The sequence below is a fragment of the Aminobacter sp. NyZ550 genome (assembly GCF_025628925.2).
In the GTDB taxonomy this organism is placed as follows: domain Bacteria; phylum Pseudomonadota; class Alphaproteobacteria; order Rhizobiales; family Rhizobiaceae; genus Aminobacter; species Aminobacter ciceronei.
This window is the reverse complement of sequence record NZ_CP114190.1, coordinates 5396692-5421037: the sequence shown is the minus strand read 5'-3', so window position 1 is coordinate 5421037 and position 24346 is coordinate 5396692. Positions and strand designations below refer to the sequence as shown.

The window sequence follows — 24346 nt, the reverse complement described above, 5'->3', positions numbered from 1 at the left end:
ATGGATGTTCACCAAGGCGCTGCCACTGGGGCAGGCCATCGAGGTGACGCAGGGCACGACGCCGCGGCCGACTAAGAACTAGAGGCTGGTTGGAATGCGCTGCCCCTCCCAATCAGGCGGCCACCAGTCTCCGCGCAGGTGCTCGTAGTCGTCGTCGGTAATCCAGGTCAGCGGCTCCCCGCGCGTGTCCTCTGGGTCAATACGTTGTTTCAAGCCTTCGCACCGGCGCAATGCCCATTCCAGCATGGCCAGTGTATCGACCTCGCGGTCGCGAACGACCCTGCCTCGCCGGCAAGTGATGACCCGCTCGCGGGTGAACCACGATGACCAACCGTGGAAGCCCCACAGGAGCATCGGTCCTGTCGGGATGCGAAGGTGACCACTGAACCACTCGGCGCTTACTGGAAATCTGGTCGCTGGCACGAGCCGCAAAAACCAACTGCGCATAGCATCCGAGAGTGGCCGCTCCCGGTCACCATAGGTACTCAAGGCGACGAGGCACAACTTGCCATCGATAACATCCCAAGTGCCGACGTATTGACGATGACAATTCGTCGTCCATTCGTCGGGCGCGCTTATTCTGACCCGGCGGGAAGCAAGCAGGCGATAGAGCGGCAGGGCATGTAATAAATGCGGCTTGCCATCGATAAGTATCCGCTCGGGCATCTGTGATGTCATGGCTCTCCTCACGGTAGAGAAGTGTCGAGGCGGCAACCTCGAGATCGTAGCAGACTGCATGCAAGGGGCAACTCGATAGTCATCTAATATTTTGATATCATGAGGTAAATTTCAGTTATTCCCTCCTTGTGCCGGTGTCGGAATTTGTTGACCTTGCCCTTTGCTGAAGGAGGATTCGACGATGGAGGAGGTCGTGTTGGGTACCAGTTTCATCCTGACGAACTGCATGTCAGAGGCTGCGCCGCCATCGCGGCGAGGACATGCAAGGTACCGGCTCTGGCCGCGACGACGGAACAGGATTGTTCATGCGGCTGCTCACCGGCGGCATCGCCGCCGCCGATCGGCAACGTTTCGGCCTGCCACCGGATCTCCCCTGGCGTCATCCGGCGCCGACAGCTTTTCCCAGAAAGTTTGAACAGGGCGGCTTGCAATTCGCCAAGTCAGCGGCTAGTTAGCGCCGGTCGCTGCGGTCGATTGATCGCAGCGTGTTGGCCGTTCACTCGGCCTGATGCGCGCCCGTAGCTCAGCTGGATAGAGCACCAGACTACGAATCTGGGGGTCAGAGGTTCGAATCCTTTCGGGCGCGCCATTCTCCTCATGTACAGCCCGAAGACATAGGTAACAGTTTGTACCTAAGACATGGGTGACAACCTCGTGCCGAACGGGTTGTCGATGGTCTGCAGGGTCCTCTGTTCGAGGTCGATATAGCCAAGATCATAGTGCATGAAGGAGACGAGCCAAATGGCGTCATCGACTTCAGTGATTCCGAGCCTTTGGCCGGCGAGCACGGTCGAGATATTGATCTTCTTGCGGTGCATGCAGATGCGGCCACAGGCGGTGACGAGGATGTCGCGGTCATGGAAGGGGTAATGCAGGTCTGGCAGCCCCTCATAGGCTCTTGAAGAGGGCTTATAGAGTTCGTCCGGCACCTTCATGCCGATCGCTTGGTGCGGTCGTTCGGCATTGAATTCGCTGACGAATGCATCGAACCTGGCCTGCTGCTGTAGAATGTTCATGCCCGGCGGCCGGGTCGTCTCCTGCTTGAGGGTCCGGTGCATACGCTCATGCCTGCCGTTCTGCTGCGGGTTGCCGGGTTTGATGCGCTCGATGTCGATGCCCAGCCGCAGCCAGAAGACCGAGAGCCTGGACAGATTGTAGAGCCCGTTGGGAGAGGCGAAGGGCAGCCCGTTGTCGCTTCTGATCGCCGCCGGCAGGCCGCGCTGCTTGAACAACCTCACGAAGGCTTCGACGACGGGCACCTCCCGCGTTGATTCGAGGGCTTCGCACAGAAGGATCATGCGCGAGGCCTGGTCAGTCACCGTCAAAGGGTAACAGTACTGGCGATTGCCGAGCCTGAACTCGCCCTTGAAATCGACACACCACAGATCGTTGGGGCAGCATGCCGCCGACAGCGGCGTGCCCTCGGCCTTGCAGCGCCGCCTCTGACGGGCGCGCGTGACAAGGCCGTGGCGGTCGAGCACGGCATGGACCGTGCTCGTCGACGGCAGCCGAACGTCGCCGGCCAGCTTGCGCACCAGAAGCTCACGGATCTTCCTGGCGCCCCAGTGCGGCTTGTCCTTCTTGGCCTTCACAATCGCCTGCTCGATCTGACAGGGCAGTTGGTTGGCATAGCGGACCGGCCGCCGTGACCGGTCGGTCAGCGCCTCCAGGCCGTCGTCCTTGTAGCGGTTGAGGATCTTGTAGCCGGTCTTGTAGCCGGTCTTGCGGGAAATCCCGAACTCTCGGCACACATCACTCATGCCCTCGCCATCCAGAAGCCGCGCAACAAAACGAAGACGTTCCTCCATCACCGAACTCTCCTTCCACGGCATCAACACCTCCGGCCAAAAGCCAAAAGTGTTACCCATGTGTCCGGTACGAAACGTCACCTATGTCTTGGGTCGCCCATCACCAATGCAGTCAGGTCACTTCACTCGGCAGGCTGGGCCTTGTCTATTGCCTGCTCGCCCTGAGGCATTTCGCCGGCCCGCCGGTCAGCTGACCGTATTTTCCTTTTTGTGCTCGCAGTCCCTGCCGCTGCCCTGGCCGCTCGGCTGCGGACAGTTTTCGCCGCTGCATTCCTGGGCCTGGGCACGAATGATTGTTTTCGGCCCACCGAAGGCGGCCAGAAGAATGGCGGTCGAGAAGGCGAAAAGGAGCAGGCGCATGACATCTCTCCTTGTGGCTGGGGCGGCAGAATGCCGGCTTGGTAGCCGGTCGGCGCGGCATGACCGAGGTCACGCGGCAATCAGGCTGCCGTGACGGCAGCATAGCGCACGTGGCATTGCGGTAAAGCCCGATCCGGCTGCCTGACGATAGGAAACAATGCCGCAGGGCGGCGTTGCCTCGCGCTTGCATTTGCATTTGCCGCCACGGCAAATTTTGTTTAAGGCCAAGCTCATGTCGCACTTGCCCGAGACTCTGCTCGCCGGTTATCGCAACTTCATGAACGGTCGCTACGCGGCCGAGACGGACCGTTACAAGTCCCTGGCGCGCGAAGGCCAGTCGCCCGAGACCCTGGTCATTGCCTGCTGCGATTCTCGTGCCGCACCCGAAACCATCTTCGATTCTGGTCCGGGTGAGCTGTTCGTCGTCCGCAATGTTGCCAATCTCGTACCGCCTTATTCGCCGGATGGTGAGTTCCATTCGACCTCGGCGGCGCTCGAGTTCGCCGTGCAGGCGCTGAAAGTCAAGAACATCGTCGTCATGGGCCACGGCCGTTGCGGCGGTATCCGTGCAGCTCTCGACCCCAACATGGCGCCGCTGTCGCCCGGCGACTTCATTGGCAAGTGGATGAGCCTTGTGGCACCGGCCGCCGAGACCGTGACCGGCAACACGATGATGACCCAGGGCGAACGCCAGACGGCCCTCGAGCGCATCTCGATCCGCTACTCGATCGCCAATCTGCGCACCTTCCCGTGTGTGAAGATTCTGGAGCAGAAGGGCAAGCTGGAGCTGTTCGGCGCCTGGTTCGACATCTCGGCCGGCGAGTTGTGGGTCATGGATCGCGAAACCGGCGATTTCGAGCGCACCTCCATCGCCTGACCTTGGCCGCTGGCCTCATTTCAAAGACTTGAATGGCCTGACGTCTCCGGCCTAGCTTTGCACATGAGCCTTGGACGCCTGTTCCATGGCCGCGCGGCGAGGAGCCAAGCCATGACAACTGCCCAGCCCCGTCATTTGCTCGACGGCAGTCACCGTCGCATGTTCATCGGTGGCGCCTGGGTCGAGGCGGCGTCCGGGCAGACGATGGAAACGCGCAATCCTGCCAACGGCGTCGTAATCGCCACGGTGCCGCGCGCCGGCAAGAAGGATATCGAGCGCGCCGTCGCCGCCGCCCGCAATGCGTTTGATGGGCCGTGGAGCCGTTTCAAACCGCATGAACGGCAGAAACTTCTGCTCAGGATCGCCGAGCTGTTCGAGCGCCACTGGGAAGAGATTTGCGTTTCCGACACCACTGACATGGGCCTGCCCATCGCACGTGCCCGGGGCAATGCCAACCGCGTCCTTGGCATGCTGCGCTATTATGCCGGCATGGCGACGGCGCTGCACGGCCAGACCATCGACAACTCGCTGCCGGGTGACATCGTCTCCTACACCCGCAAGGAGCCGATCGGGGTCGTTGGCGCCATCATCCCGTGGAACGCTCCGACCGCAGCGTCGGTCTGGAAGATCGGCCCGGCCTTGGCCACCGGTTGTACTGTTGTGCTGAAGCCGTCGGAGGAGGCGCCGCTGACCCCGCTTCTGATCGCCGAACTGATGGCCGAGGCTGGCGTCCCCGACGGCGTCGTCAACATCGTGACCGGCACCGGCACCGAGGCCGGCGCGCCGCTCGCCGAGCATATGGGCGTCGACAAGATCGTCTTTACCGGGTCGACGGCCACCGGCCAGAGCATTGTCCGCGCCTCGGCCGGCAACCTCAAGCGCGTGTCGCTGGAGCTCGGCGGCAAGTCGCCGGTAATCGTCTGCACTGATGCCGATCTCGAGCGCGCGGTGCCGGTTGCCGCCATGTCTGTCTTCGCCAATTCCGGCCAGATCTGCATCGCCGGCTCCAGGCTGTTTGTCGCGCGACAGATCCACGACGAGTTCGTCGCGCGGCTGGCCGCCTATGCAGCCGGCTTGCGCATTGGCAACGGCATCGACCCCGAGACCGAGATCGGCCCGCTGATTTCGCCCCGCCAACTGCAGCGCGTCGAGGGTTATCTGCGCGCCGGTTCGGAGGAGGGCGCGCGGCTCGTCGTCGGTGGTGCCAGGCTGTCGCAAGGCGCGCTGGCTGAAGGAAACTTCGTCGCCCCCACCGTCTTTGCCGGCGTCTCCGACACCATGCGCATCGCGCGCGAGGAGATTTTCGGCCCGGTCATTTCGGCCTTGCCCTTCGATACACTCGACGAGGTTGTGCGGCGCGCCAACGACACGCCCTATGGCTTGGCCGCCGGCGTCTTCACCCGCGATCTCGCCACCGCGCACCAGCTGTCGCGGCGGCTGCAGGCCGGCTCGGTATGGGTCAACACCTATCACGCGATCGACCCGGCGGTGCCGTTCGGCGGCTACAAGATGAGTGGCTACGGCCGCGAGGGCGGCACTGATCATCTCGACGAATACCTCAACACCAAGGGCGTGTTCATCCGTATCGATTGAGGGCGGCCGCAACGAAAGAGCCGCGCCCGGCTGCCGGGCGCGGCCTCTTTTTTCGGCTGTGTGCAGTCTATTCAGTCCATCAGCTGGAATTCGTAGAGCCTGCGATAGAGGCCTTCGGCCTCGATCAGGTCGGCATGGCGGCCCTGCTCGACGGCCTTGCCGTCCTGCATCACCACGATGTTGTCGGCCTGGTGAACTGTCGACAGGCGGTGCGCGATGGCAATGGTCGTACGCCCGGCGGAGAGTTTCTCCAGCGCCTCGCGGAACAGCGCCTCCGACTCGGCGTCGAGAGCGCTGGTCGCTTCGTCGAGCAACAGCACATTGGCATCGCGCAGGATGGCGCGGGCGATCGACAGGCGCTGCTTCTGGCCGCCTGAGAGCAGGGCGCCGTTTTCGCCGACCTGCGTGTCGTAGCCGCCCTTGAGCGCCATGATGAAGTCATGCGCGTTGGCTGCCTTGGCGGCTGCGATCACCTCTTCATCGCTGGCGCCGTCGCGGCCAAGGCGGATGTTGTGCATGATCGTGCCTGAGAACAGGAACGTGTCCTGGCTGACATAGGCGATGCGATCGCGGACCGAATGCAGCGTCGCGTGAGCGATGTCCTGGCCGTCGAACAGCACTTGGCCGCTATTTGGGTCGTACATGCGCATGATCAGGTTCATGATCGTCGACTTGCCGCTGCCCGACGGGCCGACGAGCGCCGTCATCTTGCCGGGCGGGAAGGTAAGGTCGAGGTCGCGCAGCACCGGCTCGCCGTCGGCATAGGAGAAGCTGACATTCTTGAGCTCGATCTTGCCGGAACCCGGCACGAGAGCCTCTGCGCCGGGCTTTTCGGCGAGCGTCAGCGGTCGGTCAGTGAGCTCGAACATCATGCGCACGCCAACAAGGCCTGCTTCCAAGGAGACGCGGAAGCGCGCCAACCGCTTGGCCGGCTCGTAGGCCAGCAGCAGCGCGGTGATGAAAGACATGATGCTGCCCGGGGTCTGGCCGCCCTGAACAACGAGATAACCGCTGACCAGAACCACGCCGGCAATGGCCAGGCCGGCCAGCGTCTCCATGATCGGGCTGGTGCCGGCTTCGAGGGCTGCGATGGAGTTGGCGCGCCTCTCGACGTCGGAGACGGCGCGATGCATGCGGACGCGCATTGCCGCTTCAAGGTTGAACGACTTGACGATCCTGACGCCGATGGTCGTTTCCTGCATCACCTGCACGATCTGGGCCAGCGACATGAATTCGGCCTCCATGATCTTGCGCACGCGGCGCAGGATCAGGTTGACGCCGAAGATGGCGATCGGCCCGACGATGAAGGCGACCAGAGACAGCACCGGCTGCTGGTAGACCATCACGGCGATGAGGCCGATCAGCGAAAACAGGTCGCGCACGAATGAGGTGACGATGACGTCGAGCACAACGCGCGCCGCTTGCGCATTGTGCGTGACGCGGGTGATGAGGTCGGCCGAAGGGATCGAATGGTAGAAGGAAATGCCCTGCGCCAGGATGCGGTCATAGATCTTGCGCTGGCGGTCGGCGATGATCGAGTTGCCGACGCGGCTCAGGAAAAAGGCCTGCACGAAGGTCGCGACACCTTTGAGGATGAAGATCCCGGCAACCATCGCCGCGATCATGTAGACGCGGTTGATATCCTTGCCGATGACGAATTCGTTGGTGATGTCCTGCATGATCCAGGCGCTGGCCGCCGTCATGGCGGCCACCACAAGCATCGCAACGATGGCGATGCCGTAGCCAAGCGCATGCTGGCGGAACGACTCCCTGACCAGTCTCCAGATCAGGAGATGATTCTGCGTCGGACGAAAAAATCGAGGCAAATCAATAAGTCCTTTGGGCGCTAATCCCCCGCGCCGGCCTGTATAATGCAGCTCTCCGCGAAGGGAAACTGCAGTTGATCTTTGGCTCCGGGCGTACTGTCGCAGCCGCCACGGTACGGTGGACAGTCGGGTGCCCCAGATTGCCGCTTCCGGCGATTTCGCATACCGTTGACCAAACGATAAAAAGTCGCCTTCGCCAAAAAGACCAAAACCAGCCAGAGGTGGATCGTATGCGCAGCAATTTCAGCAATTCAGGCATGTCCAGACGCACCCTGATCAAGGTCGCCGGTGCCTCCGCCGCGGTCGCGGCCATGGGCTTGCCCGGCAGGCTTTTCGCCGCCGACCCGATCAAGGTCGCGGCCATCTACACAGTCCCGGTCGAGCAGCAGTGGGTCAGCCGCATCCACAAGGCGGCCAACGCCGCCAAGGATCGTGGCGACATCGAGTATGTCTATTCGGAAAACACCGCCAACAACGATTATGAGCGCGTCATGCGCGAATATTGCGAGGCCGGCCACAAGCTGATCATCGGCGAGGTCTTCGGCGTCGAGGACGCGGCTCGCGCGGTCGCCAAGGACTACCCCGACGTCGCCTTCCTGATGGGCTCGAGCTTCAAGCCTGATGCCGCCGTGCCGAACTTCTCGGTGTTCGACAACTACATCCAGGATGCTTCCTATCTCTCCGGCCTTGTTGCCGGCGCGATGACCAAGTCGAAGAACATCGGCATGGTCGGCGGCTATCCGATCCCGGAGGTCAACCGCCTGATGAACGCCTTCATGGCGGGCGTGAAGGAAGTGGCGCCAGACACCAAGTTCCAGGTCGCCTTCATTGGCTCGTGGTTCGATCCGCCCAAGGCCAAGGAAACCGCCTTTGCCCAGATCGACGGCGGTGCCGACCTGCTCTACGCCGAGCGTTTCGGCGTCTCTGACGCGGCCAAGGAAAAGAAGGTGCTCGCCATCGGAAACGTCATCGACACCCAGTCTGACTATCCTGAAACGGTGGTCGCCTCGGCGCTCTGGCACTTCGAACCGACGCTCGACAAGGCCATTGCCGAAGTGAAGGCCGGCACCTTCAAGGCTGACGATTACGGCGTCTATTCCTTCATGAAGAATGGCGGCTCGTCGCTTGCGCCGCTCGGCACTTTCGACGGCAAGGTGCCCGACGACATCAAGGCCAAGGTCGCCGAGAAGGAGAAGGCGATCAAGGACGGCTCGTTCACTGTCGAGATCAACGACGCCGAGCCGAAGTCGAGCTGATGACAGCGTTCTTCTCCCCCGTTTACGAGGGAGAAGATGCCGACAGGACGATGAGGGGCAGCGTATCCTCTCCGATTTCGGCACTGCCCATCATCCGGCCCTTCGGGCCACCTTCTCCCCGCAGGCGGGGGGAAGGGACCTCCAGCTGCCGTCGCCGCTTCATGACAACTGAGCCTACCCCCGTCCTTCGCCTCTCCGGCATCACCAAGCGTTTCGGCCCGCTGACGGCCAACGACGCCATTTCCTTTGAGCTGAAGCACAGCGAGGTGATCGCGCTGCTCGGCGAGAACGGCGCCGGCAAGACGACGTTGATGAACATCCTGTTCGGCCACTATGTTGCCGACGAAGGCACTGTCGAGGCGTTCGGCAAGCTGCTGCCGCCGGGCGATCCACGCGCGGCCCTCGATGCCGGCATCGGGATGGTGCACCAGCATTTCACCCTCGCCGACAACATGACCGTGCTGGAGAATATCGCGCTGGGCACCCAGGGCCTGTGGCGAGCCAGGCTCGACAGGGCAGCCGCGCGCCGTCGCATCGAACAGTTGTCCGCTGATTTCGGCCTGACCGTCGACCCGGCGGCCACCGTGGCCACACTGTCGGTGGGGGAGCGCCAGCGCGTCGAGATCCTCAAAGCGCTCTACCGCGACGCCCATGTGCTGATCCTCGACGAGCCGACGGCAGTGCTGACGCCGGCCGAGACCGACGCGCTGTTCCGCACGCTGAAGCTGCTCGTCGCCAAGGGCCTGTCGATCATCTTCATCTCCCACAAACTTCATGAGGTGATGGCCGTCAGTGACCGCGTGCTGGTGCTACGCGCCGGCCGGCTCGCCGGCGAACGGGAGACGAAATCGACCGACCGCAAGGAACTTGCCGCCCTCATGGTCGGCCAAGAGGTCAAGCCGGCAGAGGTCAGTCCGGTCCATGCAGGTGCGGCCCTGCTGGCACTCGACCGTGTCTCGACGGCGCGCCATAACGGCGCCGGCCTCGACGAGGTGTCGCTGACACTCAACGCCGGCGAGATCATCGGCCTTGCCGGTGTTTCCGGCAACGGCCAGGCAGCGCTCGCCGCACTCATGTCAGGCACCCAGCGCCCGACCGGCGGCGCGATTTCCATCGCCGGCCACGCGGTTGGCGACTGGTCCCCGCGCGCCGCCCTCGGCCATGGCATCGCCCGCATCCCCGAGGACCGCCATGCCGTCGGCACGATCGGCGACATGAGCGTTACCGAAAATGTCATCGCCGAGCGTTATGGCAGCTCACGTTTCAGCCGCATGGGCTTCCTTGACTGGACTGCGGCGCGCCGCTTCGCCGAGGAGATCATCGCCGACTACGACGTCAAATGCCCATCGCCCGAGGCGCGCATCCGCCTGCTTTCGGGCGGCAATATGCAGAAGCTGATCCTCGGCCGCGCGCTCGACCCCGAACCGGCGGTCATCCTCGCCAGCCAGCCGACGCGCGGCCTCGACGTCGGCGCCGTCGCTTATGTCCACCGCATGCTGCTCGCCGCGCGTGAGCGCGGCGCGGCGGTGCTGCTGATCTCGGAGGACCTGGAGGAAATCCTGGCGCTTTCCGACCGCATCGTCGTGATGTCCAAGGGGAGGTTGTCCGCGCCATCGGCGCGCGGGGAACGGACGATTCGCGAACTGGGTGAACTGATGGCGGGCCATGGTGGGGAGCAGCCGGCGTGAACGCGCGAGGTCAGATGTCAGTGCTCCACGCCACCCCCCTCTGTCCTGCCGGACATCTCCCCCACAAGGGGGGAGATCAGCCGTCATGGCCTCTGAGGCCAATCACTGACGTTGCAGGACGTCCGCTGACGCTCAAGCAGACTTCCAGGGTCTCAGGACGAGGGTGGACGCGGACACCGCCAATCTCCCCCCTTGCGGGGGAGATGTCCGGCAGGACAGAGGGGGGTGCTGTCCCGCAAACATCTCAGGCCACGGAGCAGACCCATGCGGCTTGAGCCCAAACCCGCGCCATCACTGGCGGTCACGCTATTGTTCCCGCTGGCAGCGATCGCCGCCACGCTGCTTATCACGTCATTGCTGGTGCTCGTCGCCGGTGCGTCGCCGCTGTCGGTGTTCTACCTCGTTGCCAAGGGTGCGGCTGGTTCGCAGTTCGCGCTCCTGGAAACCCTGACGCGCGCGACGCCGCTGATCTTTACCGGGCTTGCCGTTGCCGTCGCCTTCCGGGCCAAGCTCTGGAACATCGGGGCCGAGGCGCAGCTCTATGTCGGCGGCATCATCACCGTGGTGCTCGGCACCGGCGCGCTGCCGCTGCCCGCGCCCATTCTCATCCCTATCATCATGGTCGCCGTCATGGCCGCGGGCGCGTTGCTGCTGCTCGGACCCGCCGTGCTGAAGACCCGCTTCGGCGTCGACGAGGTTGTGACTACGCTGCTGCTCAACTTCATCGTGCTGCTGTTCGTGTCGATGCTGCTCGAAGGCGTGCTCAAGGACCCGATGGGGCTGGGCTGGCCGCAGTCGCAGAAGGTCATCGCCGAGGCGCAACTGCCGCGCATCATCCAGGGCAAGCGCCTGCATTATGGCTTCGTCATCGCCATCGTCTCGGCCATTGTCGTCTGGGTCATCATGAAGAAGACCGTGCTCGGCTACGAGATGCGCGCCGTCGGCCACAACCCCGAAGGCGCGCGCTTCGTCGGCATTCCCGTCAATCTCGTGCTGATGAAGACGGCACTCCTGTCGGGCGGCCTCGCAGCGCTCGCCGGCTTCTCCGAGGTCTCGGGCCTCAAGGGCAACCTGACGCTCGACCTGTCGCCGGGCTACGGCTACTCGGGCATCGTCGTTGCCATGCTGGCAATGCTGAACCCGCTCGGCGTGATTGCCTCGGCCATCTTTGTCGCCGGCATCTTCGTCGGCGCCGATGCCATGAGCCGTGTTGCCAAGGTGCCGAGCTACATCGCCGACGTCATGGTCGCCACGTCGCTCTTGACGATGGTGGTGGCGATCCTGCTGACGCGGTTCAGGGTGAGGTGGAGGTGATGGCTGAGATCCTTCGCGCCTGGCCTGCCGGCCATCTCCTTCACAAGGGGGGAGATCAGTCGCATCGACGCCACACCAGTTCCTGTTGTTTCCCGGGATGCTTTGGCCGACACGGAGTTCCGAGGCGAACGATTGTGCGAGGCGCTGGCGAAGTCCTGATCTCCCCCCTTGTGGGGGAGATGGCCGGCAGGCCAGAGGGGGGCAACGTCGAGCGCCAGCGTTGTTTGGTATCGAGGCGGAGTGCCCTCTGATGGACGCATTTGAAATCCTCTTTACCGCTTCCTTCTGGGTCGCCGCCATCCGCATTGCTTCGCCGCTGATCTTCGCCACCATGGGCGAGCTGATCTGCGAGCGCGCCGGCGTGCTCAATCTCGGCATCGAAGGCATTATGACCGCCGGCGCCTTCGCCGGCTGGTTCACCGTCTATGCCGGCGGCGACCTGTGGACCGGCGTGCTGGTCGCGGCCCTGGCAGGGGCCATGTTCGGCTTGTTGCATGCGACGCTGACCGTGCCGCTCGGCCTGTCACAGCATGTCGTCGGCATCGGTGTCACGCTGCTCGCCACCAGCCTGACCTATTTCACCTATCGCCTGGCGCTGCCTGAGGTAACCTCGCCGCCCAAGATCGAGCCATTCCAGCCATTGCCGATCCCTGGTCTGTCCAAGATCCCCATCGTCGGCGAAGCGCTGTTTTCGCAGACGCCGCTGACCTATCTCGCCTTCCTCTCCGTCGCCGTCGTTGCCTGGGTGCTCTACCGAACACCCGTCGGCCTTGCCGTCCGCGCCGCCGGCGAAAACCCGGCGGCCGTGGAAGCGCAGGGCATCTCGGTCACCGGCATCCGCATGGGCGCGGTGGTGGTCGGCAGCGCGCTGATGGCCGTCGGCGGCGCCTTCCTCACAATGTCGGCGTTCAACTCGTTCTTCTTCGAGATGATCAACGGCCGTGGCTGGATCTGCATCGCGCTGGTGGTGTTCGGCTCGTGGCGGCCGGGCAAGGCGCTAATCGGCGCCATCCTGTTTGCCGCCTTCGACGCCTATCAGGTGCGCCTGCAGCAGATGTCGGGCGGCGTCGTGCCTTATCAGCTGTTCCTGATGATGCCCTATGCGCTGTCAATCCTGGCCCTGATCCTGGTGGCGCGCCGCGCTACCTATCCGAAAGCGCTGATGATCCCCTATCAGAAAGGCGAGAGATGAGCTTCGACCTGATCGTCAAGGGCGGTACGCTGCCCGATGGAACCGTCGCCGATATTGGCATCAAGGGCGACAGGATCGCTGCCATCGAGCCGAAAATCGAAGCAGCGGCCAAGAACGTCGTCGACGCCTCCGGCAACCTCGTCTCACAGCCCTTCGTCGACCCGCATTTCCACATGGACGCGACGCTGTCCTATGGCTTGCCGCGCATCAACGCCTCGGGCACGTTGCTCGAAGGCATATCGCTCTGGGGCGAACTCAAGCCGCTGCTGACGCATGAGGCGGTCAAGGAGCGCGCGCTCGCCTATTGCGACTGGGCCGTGTCGATGGGCCTGCTCGCCATTCGCACCCATGTCGACACCTGCGACGACCGGCTGCTGGCCGTCGAGGCCCTGCTCGAGGTCAAGAAGCAGATCGCGCCTTATATCGACCTTCAGCTCGTCGCTTTCCCGCAGGACGGTCTCTATCGCTCGCCCAATGCGCGCGCCAACACCATTCGCGCCTTGGAGATGGGCGTCGATGTCGTCGGCGGCATTCCTCATTTCGAGCGCACGATGGCCGACGGCACGCGCTCGGTGACCGAACTGTGCGAGATCGCGGCAGCGCGCGGCCTGATGGTCGACCTGCATTGCGATGAAACAGACGACCCGCTGTCGCGCCACATCGAGCAACTGGCCTACGAGACCCAGCGTCTCGGCCTGCAGGGCAGGGTGGCCGGCTCGCACCTGACCTCGATGCACTCGATGGACAATTATTACGTCTCGAAGCTCTTGCCGCTGATTGCGGAAGCCGGCGTGTCGGCGATCCCCAACCCGCTCATCAACATCATGCTGCAGGGGCGCCACGACACCTATCCCAAGCGCCGCGGCATGACCCGCGTGCCGGAAATGCTGAAGGCAGGCATCCGCGTCGGCTGGGGCCAGGACTGCGTGCTCGACCCCTGGTATTCGCTCGGCACCGCCGACATGCTCGACGTCGCCTTCATGGGCCTGCACGTCGCCCAGATGTCTTCGCCTGCCGACATGCGCCGCTGCTTCGACATGGTGACCAAGGTCAATGCCGAGATCATGGGGCTCGACCATTTCGGGCTCGAAGTCGGCAAGACCGCAAGCCTCGTCGTGCTCGACGCCGGCAACCCGATCGAGGCTGTGCGCCTGCGCGCCGAACGCCTCTGCGTGATTGCCAAGGGCAAGGTCGTGGCGGAACGTCCGAAGCGCGACACCGCGCTGTCGATCAAGGGCCGTCCGACTAGCATCAACCGCCGCCATGTGGTGCCGCCGCAGGCGAATTGACCTGGCGTAGCGCGTGGCCAGAAGTCACAAAAAAGTCTACAACAGAACTCAAGATTCGCACGGTTGGCGGAAGGAACAGGTCATGTTGTCGAGGTCGGTTTTCCTGGTGTTCGTGGCCGCTTTGCTTGCCGGCTGCGTATCGGCGGAAGAACAGCGCGCCCGCGATGAAGACAAGTGCCGTTCCTACGGTTTCACCAAGCGCAACGACGCCTTCGCCGAATGCCTGCAGCGCATCGAACTCGACCGCCTCGCCGAGTTCCGTCAGAGCAAGTCGGCGTTCGACGACTGGAACCGTCCCGTCGTGATCTATCGGCCTGTCGTGGTGGCGCCCAAGCCGTAACCGCTGGTACTGCGACAGGGCAACGCATGGTCCAGGCCAGATTGCTCTCGCCACGGACGGCCCAACCGCATAGATAGCCTCAATCCGGGCCCGTTGCCCGGCGGATTGGCACCATGACGTTTCGACAAGCCCTGGCCCTCCCGAAGAACAACATGGTTCTTGCGGGCATTCTCCTCATGTTGCTGGGCGACTTCATGTTCGCGCTCAACGACGCGATGGGTAAATGGCTGGTCGAGAGTTTCTCGGTCGGACAGGTGCTGTTCATCCGCTCGATCGGCGCCTTCATCATTCTTGGCCCGATGATCTACCGGCAGGGGCTCGGTCCGTTGACCAATGTCGAACGCCCCGGCCTGCAGGTGCTGCGTGTCGTGCTCGCCACGGCCGACACCGCCTTCTTCTACGCCGCTGTCGCCTATCTGCCGCTCGCCGACGTGATGACCTTCTATATGGCCGGCCCGATCTACATCGCCGCCCTGTCGCACTTCTTCCTCGGCGAAAAGGTCGGCTGGCGCCGCTGGCTGGCCATCGTGCTCGGCTTCTGCGGCGTGGTCATCGCGCTGCGCCCGTCGACCGCGTCGCTGTCCTGGCCGTCGTTGTTTGCCGTCGTCGGCAGCATGTCCTTTGCCATCAGCCTGATCCTCAGCCGCAAGCTGCGCGCCACCAATGACACGACGCTGGTGACATGGCAGACGATCGGCGCGCTGATCATGGGTGGCATCATGGCCGCATCCGACTGGCAGCCGGCAAGCGCCATCGACTGGTCGGCCATGCTGCTGCTCGGCGTCGTCGCCTGCGCGGCGCATCTGCTGATCACCCGCGCCCTCAAGCTCGCGCCCGCCTCGTTGCTCGCGCCGCTGCAATACACCCTGCTGATCTGGGCCGTGGTGATGGGCATCGCCTTCTTCGGCGACTATCCAGACGCGCAGATCCTGATCGGCTCGGCAATCATCGTCATCGCCGGCCTGTTCATCTTCCACCGCCAGAAGGTGGTGGACAAGGCCGAGCCCGAGACGGTGCCGACCAGCGTCCACTGAGGGCTGCTGGGCGCTGCTTTACCGCCCGAGCACCAGGGCCCAGTAGCGCTTGTCGCTGCCCTTGCTCTCGCGGACATAGGCGAGGCCGAACTTGCCGAAGCGCGGGTCGAGCATGTTGCGGCGGTGGCCGGCGGAGTTCATCCACATTGAAAACAGCTTGGCCGGCTCCATGCCGCCATGGGCGATGTTTTCGGCCGCCGCGCCCTCGACGCCGCCGTCCTTCATGCGCGCAGCGAAATCCTTGCCCCAGCCGGTGGTGTGCTCCATCTTGCCGCTGCGCGCCATGTAGGCGGCCTGCTGCAGGGCGGCGCGCTCAAGCGTCGAGTCAGGGCGCAGCGGCGGCAGGCCATGCTCCGAGCGGATGGTCTGCAGGTAGGTGACGCCGGTGGCCGACGCACCGGAGCCGTCGCCGGCGACGTTCGCGCCCGTCTGGCAGGCAGCCAGGAACAGCAGGGACCCAAGAGCGGTCACCCGCATCACCGTGCCCATCAGTCGCGCCATGGTCTCGTCCTTATCTCCAGTCGTTGGCGACCGTTGATAAGGCAGATCATGGCTTTTTGGCGAGCATGGCGTCTCGGCGTGAACGGGACCTTGGAACTGTTTCCGAGGATCGAGCCCGGGTTAGGCGGTCGAAGCTATGCCTTCACCCTTGCTGCTGCCGGATCGAACAATGGCTCGAGATGAATCTTCGCTGCCACGCGCTCCATGGCCACCACAAGCTCATAGCTGCCACCGCTCAGGAACGCGTCGTCGACGCCGCCGGCATGTTTGACATAGCCGAAGCCGATGTTCTTGCCGACCGTGTAGCCATAGCCGCCGCTGGTGAGGTAGCCGACCGGCTGGCCGTCGCGCAGGATCGTCTCGCGTCCCAGAAGCACGACGTCCTTGTCGTCGACGGTGAAGCAGGCGAGGCGCTTGGTCAGCGCCGCGTTGCCGAACTTCTCCAGAGCCGTGCGGCCCAGGAAGTCGATGTCTTTCTTGAGTTTCACCGCCCAGCCGAGGCCTGCCTCGAATGGCGTGTCGTTTGGGGTGATGTCGGAACCCCAGGCACGATAGCCCTTTTCCAGGCGCAGCGATTCCAGCGCGCGGTAGCCGACAGGGCGGATGCCGTGGGGCTTTCCCGCTGCCATCAGCGCGTCGAACACCTCACCGGTGGCGCCGATCGGCACATGCAGTTCCCAGCCGAGCTCGCCGACATAGGTGACGCGCAACGCCCGCACGGTCGCACCGGCGATTGCGACCTCCCTGACATGGCCGAAGGGGAAGGCAGCGTTGGAGACGTCGGCCGCGGTGACCGCTTCGAGCACCTTGCGCGCATTCGGCCCCATCAACGACAGCGTGCCGAACTGCTCGGTGACATCCACCAGCCTGGCGTCCAGCCCGGCAGGAAGGTGGTCGCTGATCCAGGCGAGATCGTGGGTGCGGAAGCCGGTGCCGGTGACGATGTAGAATTTGTCGTCGGCCAGCCGGGCAACGGTGAGATCCGCCTCGATGCCGCCACGCGTGTTCAAGAGCTGCGTGTAGGTCAGGCGTCCCACGGCCTTCGACACGTCATTGGCGCAGATGAAGTCGAGCGCTTTCTGCGCGTCCTTGCCCGTCATCTCGTATTTGGCGAAAGACGACTGGTCGAACACGCCCACCGCCTCGCGCACATGCCGGTGTTCGTCGCCGACCGTCGCGAACCAGTTCTGCCGACCCATGGCGTAGACGTCCTTTGGCTCTACGCCTTCCGGGGCGAACCAGTTGGGCCGCTCCCAGCCGAGCTTGGAGCCGAACACGGCGCGGTGCCTCTTCAGCCGCTCGTAGAGCGGCGAGACGATGTAGGGCCGCCCGCTCGCATATTCCTCGTGCGGATAGCCGATCGTGTAGTGCTTGCCATAGGCCTCGAGCGTGCGGTCTGACACCCATTGCCGGTCGCGGTGCAGGCCCGAGAAGCGGCTGATGTCGACCACCCAGAGGTCGAGCGGCGCCTCCCCGTCGACCACCCATTGCGCCAGCACCCAGCCCGCACCGCCGCCCGAGGCGATGCCGAAGGCGTTGAAGCCGGCGCCGACGAACATGTTCGAGCATTCAGGCGCCACGCCGAGGATGAAATTGCCGTCGGGCGTGAAGCTTTCCGGGCCGTTGATCATCTGCTTGACGCCCACATCGGCCAGTCCGGGCACACGCTCGATCGCCTGCATCATGTGCTGTTCGAAATGATCAAAATCGTCGTCGAACAGGCGGAATTCCCAGTCGTTGGGCACGTCAGCAGTGGTCCAGCCCTGCGGGTTTGGCTCATAGCCGCCCATGACAAGCCCGCCGACCTCTTCCTTGAAATAGGTGCGGCGGTCGGGGTCGCGCAGGGTCGGCGCATCGGTGGCGAGACCGGGCAACTTCTCGGTGATGATGTACTGGTGCTTGACCGGCTGCAGCGGTACGTTGATGCCGGCCATCGCGCCGACCTGCCGCGCCCATTGCCCGGCGCAGTTCACCACCTTGTCGCAGGTAATGTCGCCCTGGTCGGTTTTCACCTTGAGGATGCGGCCGTCCTTCATCTCGAAGCCGGTGACCCGCACGTTTTCGAACAGTTTGGCGCCATGCATGCGCGCGCCCTTGGCCAGCGACTGGGTGATGTCGGATGGGCTCGCCTGGCCGTCGGTCGGCAGCCATGACGCACCGACGAGGTCCGAGGTGTCCATCAAAGGCCACATGCGCTTGACCTCATCAGGCGACACCAGCTGCATGTCCATGCCGAAGCTCTTGGCCGTTGTCGCTAGCCGCTTGTATTCGGTCCAGCGATCCTGGTTGGTGGCAAGCCTGAGGCAGCCGGTCATCTTCCAGCCGGTGGCGAGGCCGGTCTCGGCTTCCAGCCCTTTGTAGAGCTCGACAGAGTATTTCAGCACCCGCGTGATCGACGCCGACGAGCGCAATTGCCCCACCAGCCCCGCGGCATGCCAGGTCGAGCCCGAGGTCAATTTGCCCTGCTCGAGCAGGATCACGTCGGCCTTGTGGTCGCGCGCCAGGTGATAGGCCGTTGAGCAGCCGATGATGCCGCCGCCGATGACGACGATCTGCGCGTGCGAGGGGAGGGCCATGGCTACAGTTTCCCGTATTGGTTCTGGTAGGTTTCGAGAGCTCTTTCGAGCTTGTCGAGGTTCTCGGCGGTGTAGGCGACGTAATCGCTGCCGGGGGCGGTGAGGTACAGTTCCGAGACCATGCTCCACATCGCCTCGCGCAGCAGCGAGGCGCATTGCATGGCCTGGTGCGAGCGGCGGATCGCCTGGTCCGGCCTGCCGCCGAAATAGACGGTCAGAAGCTCGTCCGACTCCTCCGCCGTCATGCCTGCGTTGGAGGCCGTTCCGGCAAGGTCGAACATCGCGGTCGAGAAACCGGCATATTCGAAGTCGATGAGCCAAAGCCTCGAGCCGTCGTCGAGGAGGTTGGCCGGCAAAAGGTCGTTGTGGCCGAAGATGATCGGCAGCGGCGCTTGCGCTTTTTCCAGCTTTTCGGCCAGGTCGAGATAGCGCGGCAGTTCCTGACACATCCGGCTGTTGCCCGCTGTGAGTGTGCGGGCATAGTCGCGGATGACGTGGAAGGGCCAGAACATGAAGCCCGGGCCGGAGACATGCCCGGGCATTTCGTCATGGAAGCGCTTGACCAAATGGGCGATGCGTCCGGCATTGGCCCGCACATCCTCGGCGCCATAGGTCTTGGCGCCGAGGAACGCGCTGACCATCACTCCGGGCGCTGCATAGCGCAGTTCAGGCGCAAAACCTGCTTCGTGGGCGGCGCGCGCCACCATTGCCTCGCGGTCGCGGAAGACGTGGTGGAACGGATAATCCTTGCCGAAGCGAACGACATGACGGCCGTTGCCGTCCTCGACCAGCCAGCTCTCGTTGCTGATGCCGCCCTTGAGTGGCGCGATGTCGATGCTCCCCCTCCAGCATGGCAGGTCGCGGATGCGGTCCATTGTTGTCAACGCATCCATCCCCTTACCCCAATCCCAGCCGTGCCTTTGTCCGAGCGGCCGCAGCCGAGATCAGCCGGTCGGTGATGATGGCGATGAAGGCTACCGCCAGACCGGCAACAAGCCCGCGTCCCGTATCGGCCTTGGTCAGCGCGATGTAGACCTCCTGGCCGAGATCCCGTGTGCCGACGAGCGCCGTGATGACAAGCATCGACAGGGCGAACATGATGGTCTGGTTTAGTCCCAACATGATTTCAGGCAGTGCGAGCTTGATCTTGATCTTGGTCAGCAACTGCCATTGAGTGCAGCCCATTGCGGTGCCGGCTTCGATCAGGCGCGGATCGACCTTGCGCAGGCCGTGCACGGTGTAGCGAATTGCCGGAGAGACCGCATATGCCACCACCGCAATCATGGCGGTGAAGTCTCCGACACGGAACAGCATTACCGCAGGCATCAGGTAGACAAAGGATGGCAGCGTCTGCAGTGTATCGATGATCACCTGCACCCAGTTCCACAGCCTGTCGCGCTGGGCAGCGGCGATGCCGATGGGAACGCCGATCAGGCAGGCCAGAACGACCGATACTCCGCACAGATAGACCGTGATCATCGCCTTTTCCCACTGGCCCGTTGCAGCGATAAGGAAAGCAAGCGCCCCGGTGAGCGTTGCCAGGCGAAGGCCACCGAGGCGATAGCCGGCGAAGGCCAGGAGTGCTGTAACTCCCGCCCAGGGCAGTCCGAGCAGCAGTCGCTTGAGCGGGACCAGTATGTTCAGCAGGACTGCGTTCTTGGCCGCTTCCAGCGTATCGAAGTAGTTGACGTTGACCCAGCCGACCACATTGGACCAGAACGAGCCGGTCGAGAGCTGGAGCGCCGGCGGATAGGTTTGCAGTGCCGGCATGGCGAGACCGGCAACACCGGCCAGAACGATCATTGCCAATGCCGCCACGATGTAGGGATGACGAGCCGGGAGGCTGGTCGACACGGCGGGCGGCGTCATTGTGCCGGCGCGTGCGGCAAACGCCTGGCTCAAACGGTCGAGCGCGATCGCCAATGCGACGATGGCAAGTCCAGCTTCCAGGCCGGCGCCGATGTCGAGCCGCCGCAATGCCGCCAGAACATCGAAACCCAGACCTCCGGCGCCGATCATCGAGGCTATGATCACCATATTCAGCGACAGCATGATCACCTGGTTGACGCCGACCATCAGGCCGTCCTTGGCCGATGGCACCAGCACCCGCCATGTCATCTGCCGGCGCGTGCAGCCGATCATCCTGCCAAGGTCGAGCGTATCGGAAGGCACCGCGCGCAGCGCGAGCGTGGCAATGCGGGTCATTGGCGGCATCGCGTAGATCACCGTCGCCACCACCGCCGCTGTCGGCCCGAAACCGAACAGGAACAGGATCGGCACCAGGTAGGCAAAGACCGGAATGGTTTGCATCAGGTCGAGGACTGGGGTGAGTGCCCGTTCGAACCAGTGCCAGCGATAGGCCGCAATGCCAAGCAGCAGCCCGCCAATCACGCCGATCGGCACCGCAACCAGGATCGAGGCGAGCGTTGCCATTGCGCTCTGCCATTGGCCGAAGGCTGCCAGAAAGCCAAAGCACAGCACCACCAGTATCGCGAGCTTGCGGCCTCCGGCATGAAAACCGATCAGGCCAATGGTCGCGGTCACTGCGACCCATGACAGCGGTGGCAATATCTGGACCGCGCCCGAGCCCTGGCCTTTGAGAAAGCCGGTCGCCAGCAGGCTGAGCGCGCCGCGGTAAGGCAGGTCGATCAGGGCGGCAATGAACCGGGTCAGGTCCTTGAAGCTGAACAGTCCGAAATGCGCCTCGTTGATCAGCCATTTCATGAAATCGCCGATCCATCGTCCAGCGGGGATGATCGCTGTGCCGGGATATTCAAACGCCCAGTCATAGGCCCCACCAAACCGCCAAAGTACGATGAAGGCGGCGGCAGCGACGCTCCAAGGGATGAGCCCGCGTGGCAGGCCAATCGGATGGGCAGCTTCGACGCTGGAGTTGGCGGGGGCGGTCATCGTCATCCCCGCATCAGCACATCGACAACGTCGGTCCGAAGCAGTTGGCCCAACATGTTGCCTGCTTCGTCGATGACACCGACGCAATCGGTGGAATCGTCGAAAAGTGTGACGGCATCCGACACGGTGGCCCGCGCCGGTACAGATGTTTTCGGCTGCGCACCCTGTACCGGTTTCATGATCGATTGCGCCTTGATCACCTTGGCTTTCGGGACGTTGCGGGTGAACTCGGCGACATAGTCGGTGGCCGGGGCAAGGACGATGTCCTCGGGCGTGCCGATCTGCACGACTGCCCCATCCTTCATGATGGCGATGCGGTCGGCCAGCCTGATCGCCTCGTCGAAATCGTGTGTGATGAAAACGATAGTCTTGTTCAGTACCGATTGCAGGCGAATGAATTCGTCCTGCATTTCGCGCCGGATGAGCGGGTCGAGCGCCGAGAAGGGTTCATCGAGGAACCAGAGTTCCGGTTCCACTGCCAGCGACCTGGCAATGCCGACTCGCTGCTGCTGGCCGCCGGAGAGTTCGCGCGGGAAGACACCTTCCTTGCCAGACAGGCCGACAAGTTCGACCATGCGGCGCGCCAGTTGCTCCCGTTTCTGCCGCTTGACGCCCTGAACCTCTAGCGGAAAGGCCACATTCGCAAGCACCGTCAAATGCGGCAGCAAAGCGAATTGCTGGAACACCATGCCCATCTGGTGGCGGCGGATTTCGATCATCCGGGCTTCGTCGGCGGCGAGCAGGTTTTCGCCGTTGAACAGGATTTCGCCTGAGGTCGGCTCGACAAGGCGCGACAGGCAGCGCACCAGGGTCGACTTGCCAGAGCCCGACAGCCCCATGATGACGAAGATCTCGCCGTCACGCACCTCAAGATTGACATTGCGTACCGCGCCGACGAGGCCTGCTTTCGCAAGATCGTCGCCAGTGATCGATTTCGGTTCTCTCGATCGCAGGAAATCGCGCGAACCGGAGCCGAACAGCTTCCAAACATTTCGGCAGACGAGCTTAGGTTGGCTATCGTTCATCGATTCGGCTGACAAGGCTTGCGGACAGTCTGCCCTTTGGCCATCGGGCCGAAGGGGCGACGCGTCGTTCATTCCGCCCGATGCGGGAGTCCGATCTACTTCTTGATCCAGCCGGACCAGCGGGCTTCGTTAGCGCCCATCCACTCCGCCACCACGTCGCTGACACTCTTTCCGTCGAGGTCGACCTTGGTGATCATCGCGCCCATCTCGTCATTGTCGATCGTGAACGCCTTGATCGCGGCATAGGCGCCGGGCCATTTGTCCTTGACGCCTGACCAGCCGACTTTCCAGATTTCGCCGAAAGGCTTGCCGCAATCATATTGGGCTGCGGCATTCGAGCCCCATTTCGGGTCCTCGTAGCATTCCTTGGTATAGGCTGGGAATTCGACCCATTCGCCCTTGTACTTGGCCGGCGCCCAGTGCGGTGCGTAGATCCACAGCATGATCGGCGCCTGCCGCTGATAGGCGCTTTCGAGTTCGGCAAACAGTGCGGCGTCGGTGCCGGCATGGATCACTTCGAAGGGCAGGTCGAGCGCCTGTACACGCTCATCGTCGAAGCCGCCCCAGGTGACGGGGCCGCCGAGGTAGCGCCCCTTTGGCGCGGTTTCAGCGGTGGAGAATGCCTCGGCGCACGACGCTTCCTTCAGTGCCTCCCAATTGGGAAGGCCCGGGCACTTCTCCTTCATGTATTCGGGGAACCACCATTCTTCCTTGGCCTTCATGCCGGTCGGGCCGATGTTCTCGACCTTGCCGGTTGCTGTCGCCGCGTCCATGGCGTCGCGTCCGGTGGTTTCCCACATCTCCATCGCCACATGCAGGTCGCCGGCTTCAAGCCCGGCAAACTGAGCGAGATAGTCGGCCTGGACGTATTCAACGTTGTATCCGGCCTTCTTCAGCACTTCGCCCATGATCTCGGTGGTGATCAACTGACCGGTCCAGTCGTGTAGTGTCAGCTTGATCGGGTCAGCGGATTCCTGTGCCGTGGCCGGTGCCATGGCAAACGCAGCAGACAGCGCCAGTGCTGCCGCTGCGGACTGCAAAACCTTGTTGCGCGCGAACATGTCGTGCCTCCTGATCACCCTCTGAAGATGTTGTTTCTTCTTGGTATACCCGAAGGCCCGCACGGCATTGGCGACGGCGGCTCCTGCCAGGTCACTGCATGAGTGTCACGCAGCGTAATGCACGTTGTCAACGAGTGTTTGAGGTTTTATGTGTTTTTTTGACCGATGAATGTGGAATTTTGGTCAAGGAACGGCCATCATACCACGAAACAAGTCAAGCCATTGTACGTCTCCTAACAGGTCTGCAAGATGAATCACTCCAAGCGCCACAGCGAAATCCTGCGCCTGCTCGAGGATGAGGGTACGATCACCATCGCAGACCTCGCCGACAAGCTTGGCGTCTCGCTGGAAACCGTGCGCCGCGACGTCAAGCCGCTCGCCGACGGTGGCTCGATCCTCAAGATGCACGGCGCCATCGGCCTTCCTTCGGTCGTCGGCGAAGCGCCTTTCGAGCGGCGCATGCGCGACAATGCCGACGCCAAGCGTGCCATCGCCAGGACTGTCGCCACCACCATCCATGACGGCGAGTCGGTCATGCTCGATACCGGCACCACCACCAGCTATCTCGCCCGCGAACTGCTCGGCCATCGCCGCCTGACGGTGGTGACCAACTCCTCCGACATCGCCCGTACGCTCGCCACGGTGAACGGCAACAAGGTCTACATGGCCGGCGGCGAGTTGCGCAGCGACAGTGGTGCGGCCTTCGGCATCTCGGCGATCGAGTTCGTCAGCCGCTTCGCCGTCACCCATGCGGTGATCTCGGCCGGTGCTGTCGATGCCGAAAACGGCGTCATGGACTACAATCTCGAGGAGGCCGAATTCGCCCGCGTCGTGCTGGCGCGCGGCCAGCGTTCGGTTGTCGTCACCGACCACAGCAAGTTCGGCCGCAAGGGCCTGGTCCAGGTATGCGGCTTCCACGGCTTTACCGAGCTCGTCACCGACAAGCAGCCATCCGACGACCTTGCCCAAGCCCTGGCCGACGCCGGGGCTCAGCTCACCATCGCGGGGCGTTGAACCA

Annotated in this window: 21 protein-coding genes and 1 tRNA gene; 12 read left to right on the top strand and 10 right to left on the bottom strand. The window is 63.4% G+C overall.

Annotated elements, in window-relative coordinates; translation table 11 throughout:
- Nucleotides 1-78: 78 nt before the first annotated feature.
- A complete protein-coding gene (locus tag N7E70_RS26900; RefSeq protein ID WP_263008138.1) occupies nucleotides 79-678 on the bottom strand; it encodes a hypothetical protein in 600 nt (199 codons plus the stop codon).
- 305 nt (nucleotides 679-983) lie between these two features.
- On the opposite strand from N7E70_RS26900, the gene N7E70_RS26895 reads away from it, so the two are divergent.
- Both N7E70_RS26895 and N7E70_RS26890 read left to right on the top strand, forming a co-directional pair.
- A complete protein-coding gene (locus N7E70_RS26895; RefSeq protein ID WP_154385906.1) occupies nucleotides 984-1133 on the top strand; it encodes a hypothetical protein in 150 nt (49 codons plus the stop codon).
- 57 nt (nucleotides 1134-1190) lie between these two features.
- Nucleotides 1191-1267 (top strand) — tRNA-Arg (locus tag N7E70_RS26890).
- Between the two features lie 43 nt (nucleotides 1268-1310).
- Here N7E70_RS26890 and N7E70_RS26885 read toward each other — a convergent pair.
- Nucleotides 1311-2510 (bottom strand): integrase core domain-containing protein, encoded by a 1200-nt coding sequence (locus tag N7E70_RS26885; protein ID WP_263005391.1) that lies wholly within the window; start codon nucleotides 2508-2510, stop codon nucleotides 1311-1313.
- Nucleotides 2511-2672: 162 nt separating this feature from the next.
- Nucleotides 2673-2846, bottom strand: coding sequence for a hypothetical protein (locus N7E70_RS26880; RefSeq protein ID WP_263008137.1), 174 nt, complete (start codon nucleotides 2844-2846; stop codon nucleotides 2673-2675).
- 232 nt (nucleotides 2847-3078) lie between these two features.
- Between N7E70_RS26880 and N7E70_RS26875 the strand changes: the two genes are divergently transcribed.
- Nucleotides 3079-3723, top strand: coding sequence for a carbonic anhydrase (locus tag N7E70_RS26875; protein ID WP_067967126.1), 645 nt, complete (start codon nucleotides 3079-3081; stop codon nucleotides 3721-3723).
- 111 nt (nucleotides 3724-3834) lie between these two features.
- Nucleotides 3835-5316 (top strand): aldehyde dehydrogenase family protein, encoded by a 1482-nt coding sequence (locus tag N7E70_RS26870; RefSeq protein ID WP_263008136.1) that lies wholly within the window; start codon nucleotides 3835-3837, stop codon nucleotides 5314-5316.
- 71 nt (nucleotides 5317-5387) lie between these two features.
- Here N7E70_RS26870 and N7E70_RS26865 read toward each other — a convergent pair whose 3' ends face one another.
- Nucleotides 5388-6995 (bottom strand): ABC transporter ATP-binding protein, encoded by a 1608-nt coding sequence (locus tag N7E70_RS26865; RefSeq protein WP_442866530.1) that lies wholly within the window; start codon nucleotides 6993-6995, stop codon nucleotides 5388-5390.
- A 377-nt stretch (nucleotides 6996-7372) separates the two neighbouring features.
- Between N7E70_RS26865 and N7E70_RS26860 the strand changes: the two genes are divergently transcribed.
- The 7 genes from N7E70_RS26860 (at nucleotide 7373) to N7E70_RS26830 (ending at nucleotide 15255) form a co-directional block, all read left to right on the top strand.
- Nucleotides 7373-8398, top strand: coding sequence for a BMP family protein (locus tag N7E70_RS26860; RefSeq protein WP_263008134.1), 1026 nt, complete (start codon nucleotides 7373-7375; stop codon nucleotides 8396-8398).
- A 161-nt stretch (nucleotides 8399-8559) separates the two neighbouring features.
- Nucleotides 8560-10086, top strand: a complete 1527-nt coding sequence (locus N7E70_RS26855; RefSeq protein WP_263008133.1) for an ABC transporter ATP-binding protein — start codon at nucleotides 8560-8562, stop codon at nucleotides 10084-10086.
- 264 nt (nucleotides 10087-10350) lie between these two features.
- On the top strand, nucleotides 10351-11400 hold the full coding sequence (locus N7E70_RS26850) for an ABC transporter permease (RefSeq protein ID WP_263008132.1): 1050 nt from the start codon (nucleotides 10351-10353) through the stop codon (nucleotides 11398-11400).
- A gap of 250 nt (nucleotides 11401-11650) precedes the next feature.
- Nucleotides 11651-12592, top strand: a complete 942-nt coding sequence (locus N7E70_RS26845; RefSeq protein WP_263008131.1) for an ABC transporter permease — start codon at nucleotides 11651-11653, stop codon at nucleotides 12590-12592.
- A complete protein-coding gene (locus N7E70_RS26840; protein WP_263008130.1) occupies nucleotides 12589-13881 on the top strand; it encodes an amidohydrolase family protein in 1293 nt (430 codons plus the stop codon). The genes N7E70_RS26845 and N7E70_RS26840 overlap by 4 nt, the downstream gene beginning before the upstream one ends.
- An 82-nt stretch (nucleotides 13882-13963) precedes the next feature.
- Nucleotides 13964-14221 (top strand): hypothetical protein, encoded by a 258-nt coding sequence (locus N7E70_RS26835; protein WP_263008129.1) that lies wholly within the window; start codon nucleotides 13964-13966, stop codon nucleotides 14219-14221.
- A 113-nt stretch (nucleotides 14222-14334) separates the two neighbouring features.
- On the top strand, nucleotides 14335-15255 hold the full coding sequence (locus tag N7E70_RS26830; RefSeq protein ID WP_263008128.1) for a DMT family transporter: 921 nt from the start codon (nucleotides 14335-14337) through the stop codon (nucleotides 15253-15255).
- Nucleotides 15256-15273: 18 nt separating this feature from the next.
- On the opposite strand, the gene N7E70_RS26825 is transcribed toward N7E70_RS26830, so the two are convergent.
- The 6 genes from N7E70_RS26825 to N7E70_RS26800 all read right to left on the bottom strand — a co-directional run bounded on the left by N7E70_RS26825 (nucleotide 15274) and on the right by N7E70_RS26800 (nucleotide 23328).
- A complete protein-coding gene (locus N7E70_RS26825; protein WP_263008127.1) occupies nucleotides 15274-15756 on the bottom strand; it encodes a CAP domain-containing protein in 483 nt (160 codons plus the stop codon).
- A 134-nt stretch (nucleotides 15757-15890) separates the two neighbouring features.
- Nucleotides 15891-18332 (bottom strand): GcvT family protein, encoded by a 2442-nt coding sequence (locus tag N7E70_RS26820; protein WP_263008126.1) that lies wholly within the window; start codon nucleotides 18330-18332, stop codon nucleotides 15891-15893.
- Between the two features lie 2 nt (nucleotides 18333-18334).
- Nucleotides 18335-19216: a phosphotransferase family protein gene (locus N7E70_RS26815; protein ID WP_263008144.1), complete on the bottom strand. Its 882-nt coding sequence runs from the start codon at nucleotides 19214-19216 to the stop codon at nucleotides 18335-18337.
- Between the two features lie 13 nt (nucleotides 19217-19229).
- On the bottom strand, nucleotides 19230-21248 hold the full coding sequence (locus N7E70_RS26810; protein WP_263008125.1) for an ABC transporter permease: 2019 nt from the start codon (nucleotides 21246-21248) through the stop codon (nucleotides 19230-19232).
- Nucleotides 21245-22267 carry a quaternary amine ABC transporter ATP-binding protein gene (locus N7E70_RS26805; RefSeq protein WP_263008124.1) on the bottom strand — a complete coding sequence of 341 codons (1023 nt, stop codon included), beginning with the start codon at nucleotides 22265-22267 and terminating at the stop codon, nucleotides 21245-21247. The genes N7E70_RS26810 and N7E70_RS26805 overlap by 4 nt, the downstream gene beginning before the upstream one ends.
- 95 nt (nucleotides 22268-22362) lie before the next feature.
- A complete protein-coding gene (locus tag N7E70_RS26800; protein WP_263008123.1) occupies nucleotides 22363-23328 on the bottom strand; it encodes an ABC transporter substrate-binding protein in 966 nt (321 codons plus the stop codon).
- Nucleotides 23329-23577: 249 nt separating this feature from the next.
- On the opposite strand from N7E70_RS26800, the gene N7E70_RS26795 reads away from it, so the two are divergent.
- Nucleotides 23578-24342 carry a DeoR/GlpR family DNA-binding transcription regulator gene (locus N7E70_RS26795; RefSeq protein ID WP_192318537.1) on the top strand — a complete coding sequence of 255 codons (765 nt, stop codon included), beginning with the start codon at nucleotides 23578-23580 and terminating at the stop codon, nucleotides 24340-24342.
- The last annotated feature ends 4 nt before the right edge of the window (nucleotides 24343-24346 follow it).

Excerpts from the sequence above, each read along its gene's own strand:
- N7E70_RS26900 (WP_263008138.1), bottom strand. The coding sequence starts at position 678 with ATGACATCACAGATGCCCGAGCGGATACTTATCGATGGCAAGCCGCAT.
- N7E70_RS26895 (WP_154385906.1), top strand. The coding sequence starts at position 984 with ATGCGGCTGCTCACCGGCGGCATCGCCGCCGCCGATCGGCAACGTTTC.
- N7E70_RS26885 (WP_263005391.1), bottom strand. The coding sequence starts at position 2,510 with ATGCCGTGGAAGGAGAGTTCGGTGATGGAGGAACGTCTTCGTTTTGTT.
- N7E70_RS26880 (WP_263008137.1), bottom strand. The coding sequence starts at position 2,846 with ATGCGCCTGCTCCTTTTCGCCTTCTCGACCGCCATTCTTCTGGCCGCC.
- N7E70_RS26875 (WP_067967126.1), top strand. The coding sequence starts at position 3,079 with ATGTCGCACTTGCCCGAGACTCTGCTCGCCGGTTATCGCAACTTCATG.
- N7E70_RS26870 (WP_263008136.1), top strand. The coding sequence starts at position 3,835 with ATGACAACTGCCCAGCCCCGTCATTTGCTCGACGGCAGTCACCGTCGC.
- N7E70_RS26865 (WP_442866530.1), bottom strand. The coding sequence starts at position 6,995 with ATGCAGGACATCACCAACGAATTCGTCATCGGCAAGGATATCAACCGC.
- N7E70_RS26860 (WP_263008134.1), top strand. The coding sequence starts at position 7,373 with ATGCGCAGCAATTTCAGCAATTCAGGCATGTCCAGACGCACCCTGATC.
- N7E70_RS26855 (WP_263008133.1), top strand. The coding sequence starts at position 8,560 with ATGACAACTGAGCCTACCCCCGTCCTTCGCCTCTCCGGCATCACCAAG.
- N7E70_RS26850 (WP_263008132.1), top strand. The coding sequence starts at position 10,351 with ATGCGGCTTGAGCCCAAACCCGCGCCATCACTGGCGGTCACGCTATTG.
- N7E70_RS26845 (WP_263008131.1), top strand. The coding sequence starts at position 11,651 with ATGGACGCATTTGAAATCCTCTTTACCGCTTCCTTCTGGGTCGCCGCC.
- N7E70_RS26840 (WP_263008130.1), top strand. The coding sequence starts at position 12,589 with ATGAGCTTCGACCTGATCGTCAAGGGCGGTACGCTGCCCGATGGAACC.
- N7E70_RS26835 (WP_263008129.1), top strand. The coding sequence starts at position 13,964 with ATGTTGTCGAGGTCGGTTTTCCTGGTGTTCGTGGCCGCTTTGCTTGCC.
- N7E70_RS26830 (WP_263008128.1), top strand. The coding sequence starts at position 14,335 with ATGACGTTTCGACAAGCCCTGGCCCTCCCGAAGAACAACATGGTTCTT.
- N7E70_RS26825 (WP_263008127.1), bottom strand. The coding sequence starts at position 15,756 with ATGGCGCGACTGATGGGCACGGTGATGCGGGTGACCGCTCTTGGGTCC.
- N7E70_RS26820 (WP_263008126.1), bottom strand. The coding sequence starts at position 18,332 with ATGGCCCTCCCCTCGCACGCGCAGATCGTCGTCATCGGCGGCGGCATC.
- N7E70_RS26810 (WP_263008125.1), bottom strand. The coding sequence starts at position 21,248 with ATGACGATGACCGCCCCCGCCAACTCCAGCGTCGAAGCTGCCCATCCG.
- N7E70_RS26805 (WP_263008124.1), bottom strand. The coding sequence starts at position 22,267 with ATGAACGATAGCCAACCTAAGCTCGTCTGCCGAAATGTTTGGAAGCTG.
- N7E70_RS26800 (WP_263008123.1), bottom strand. The coding sequence starts at position 23,328 with ATGTTCGCGCGCAACAAGGTTTTGCAGTCCGCAGCGGCAGCACTGGCG.
- N7E70_RS26795 (WP_192318537.1), top strand. The coding sequence starts at position 23,578 with ATGAATCACTCCAAGCGCCACAGCGAAATCCTGCGCCTGCTCGAGGAT.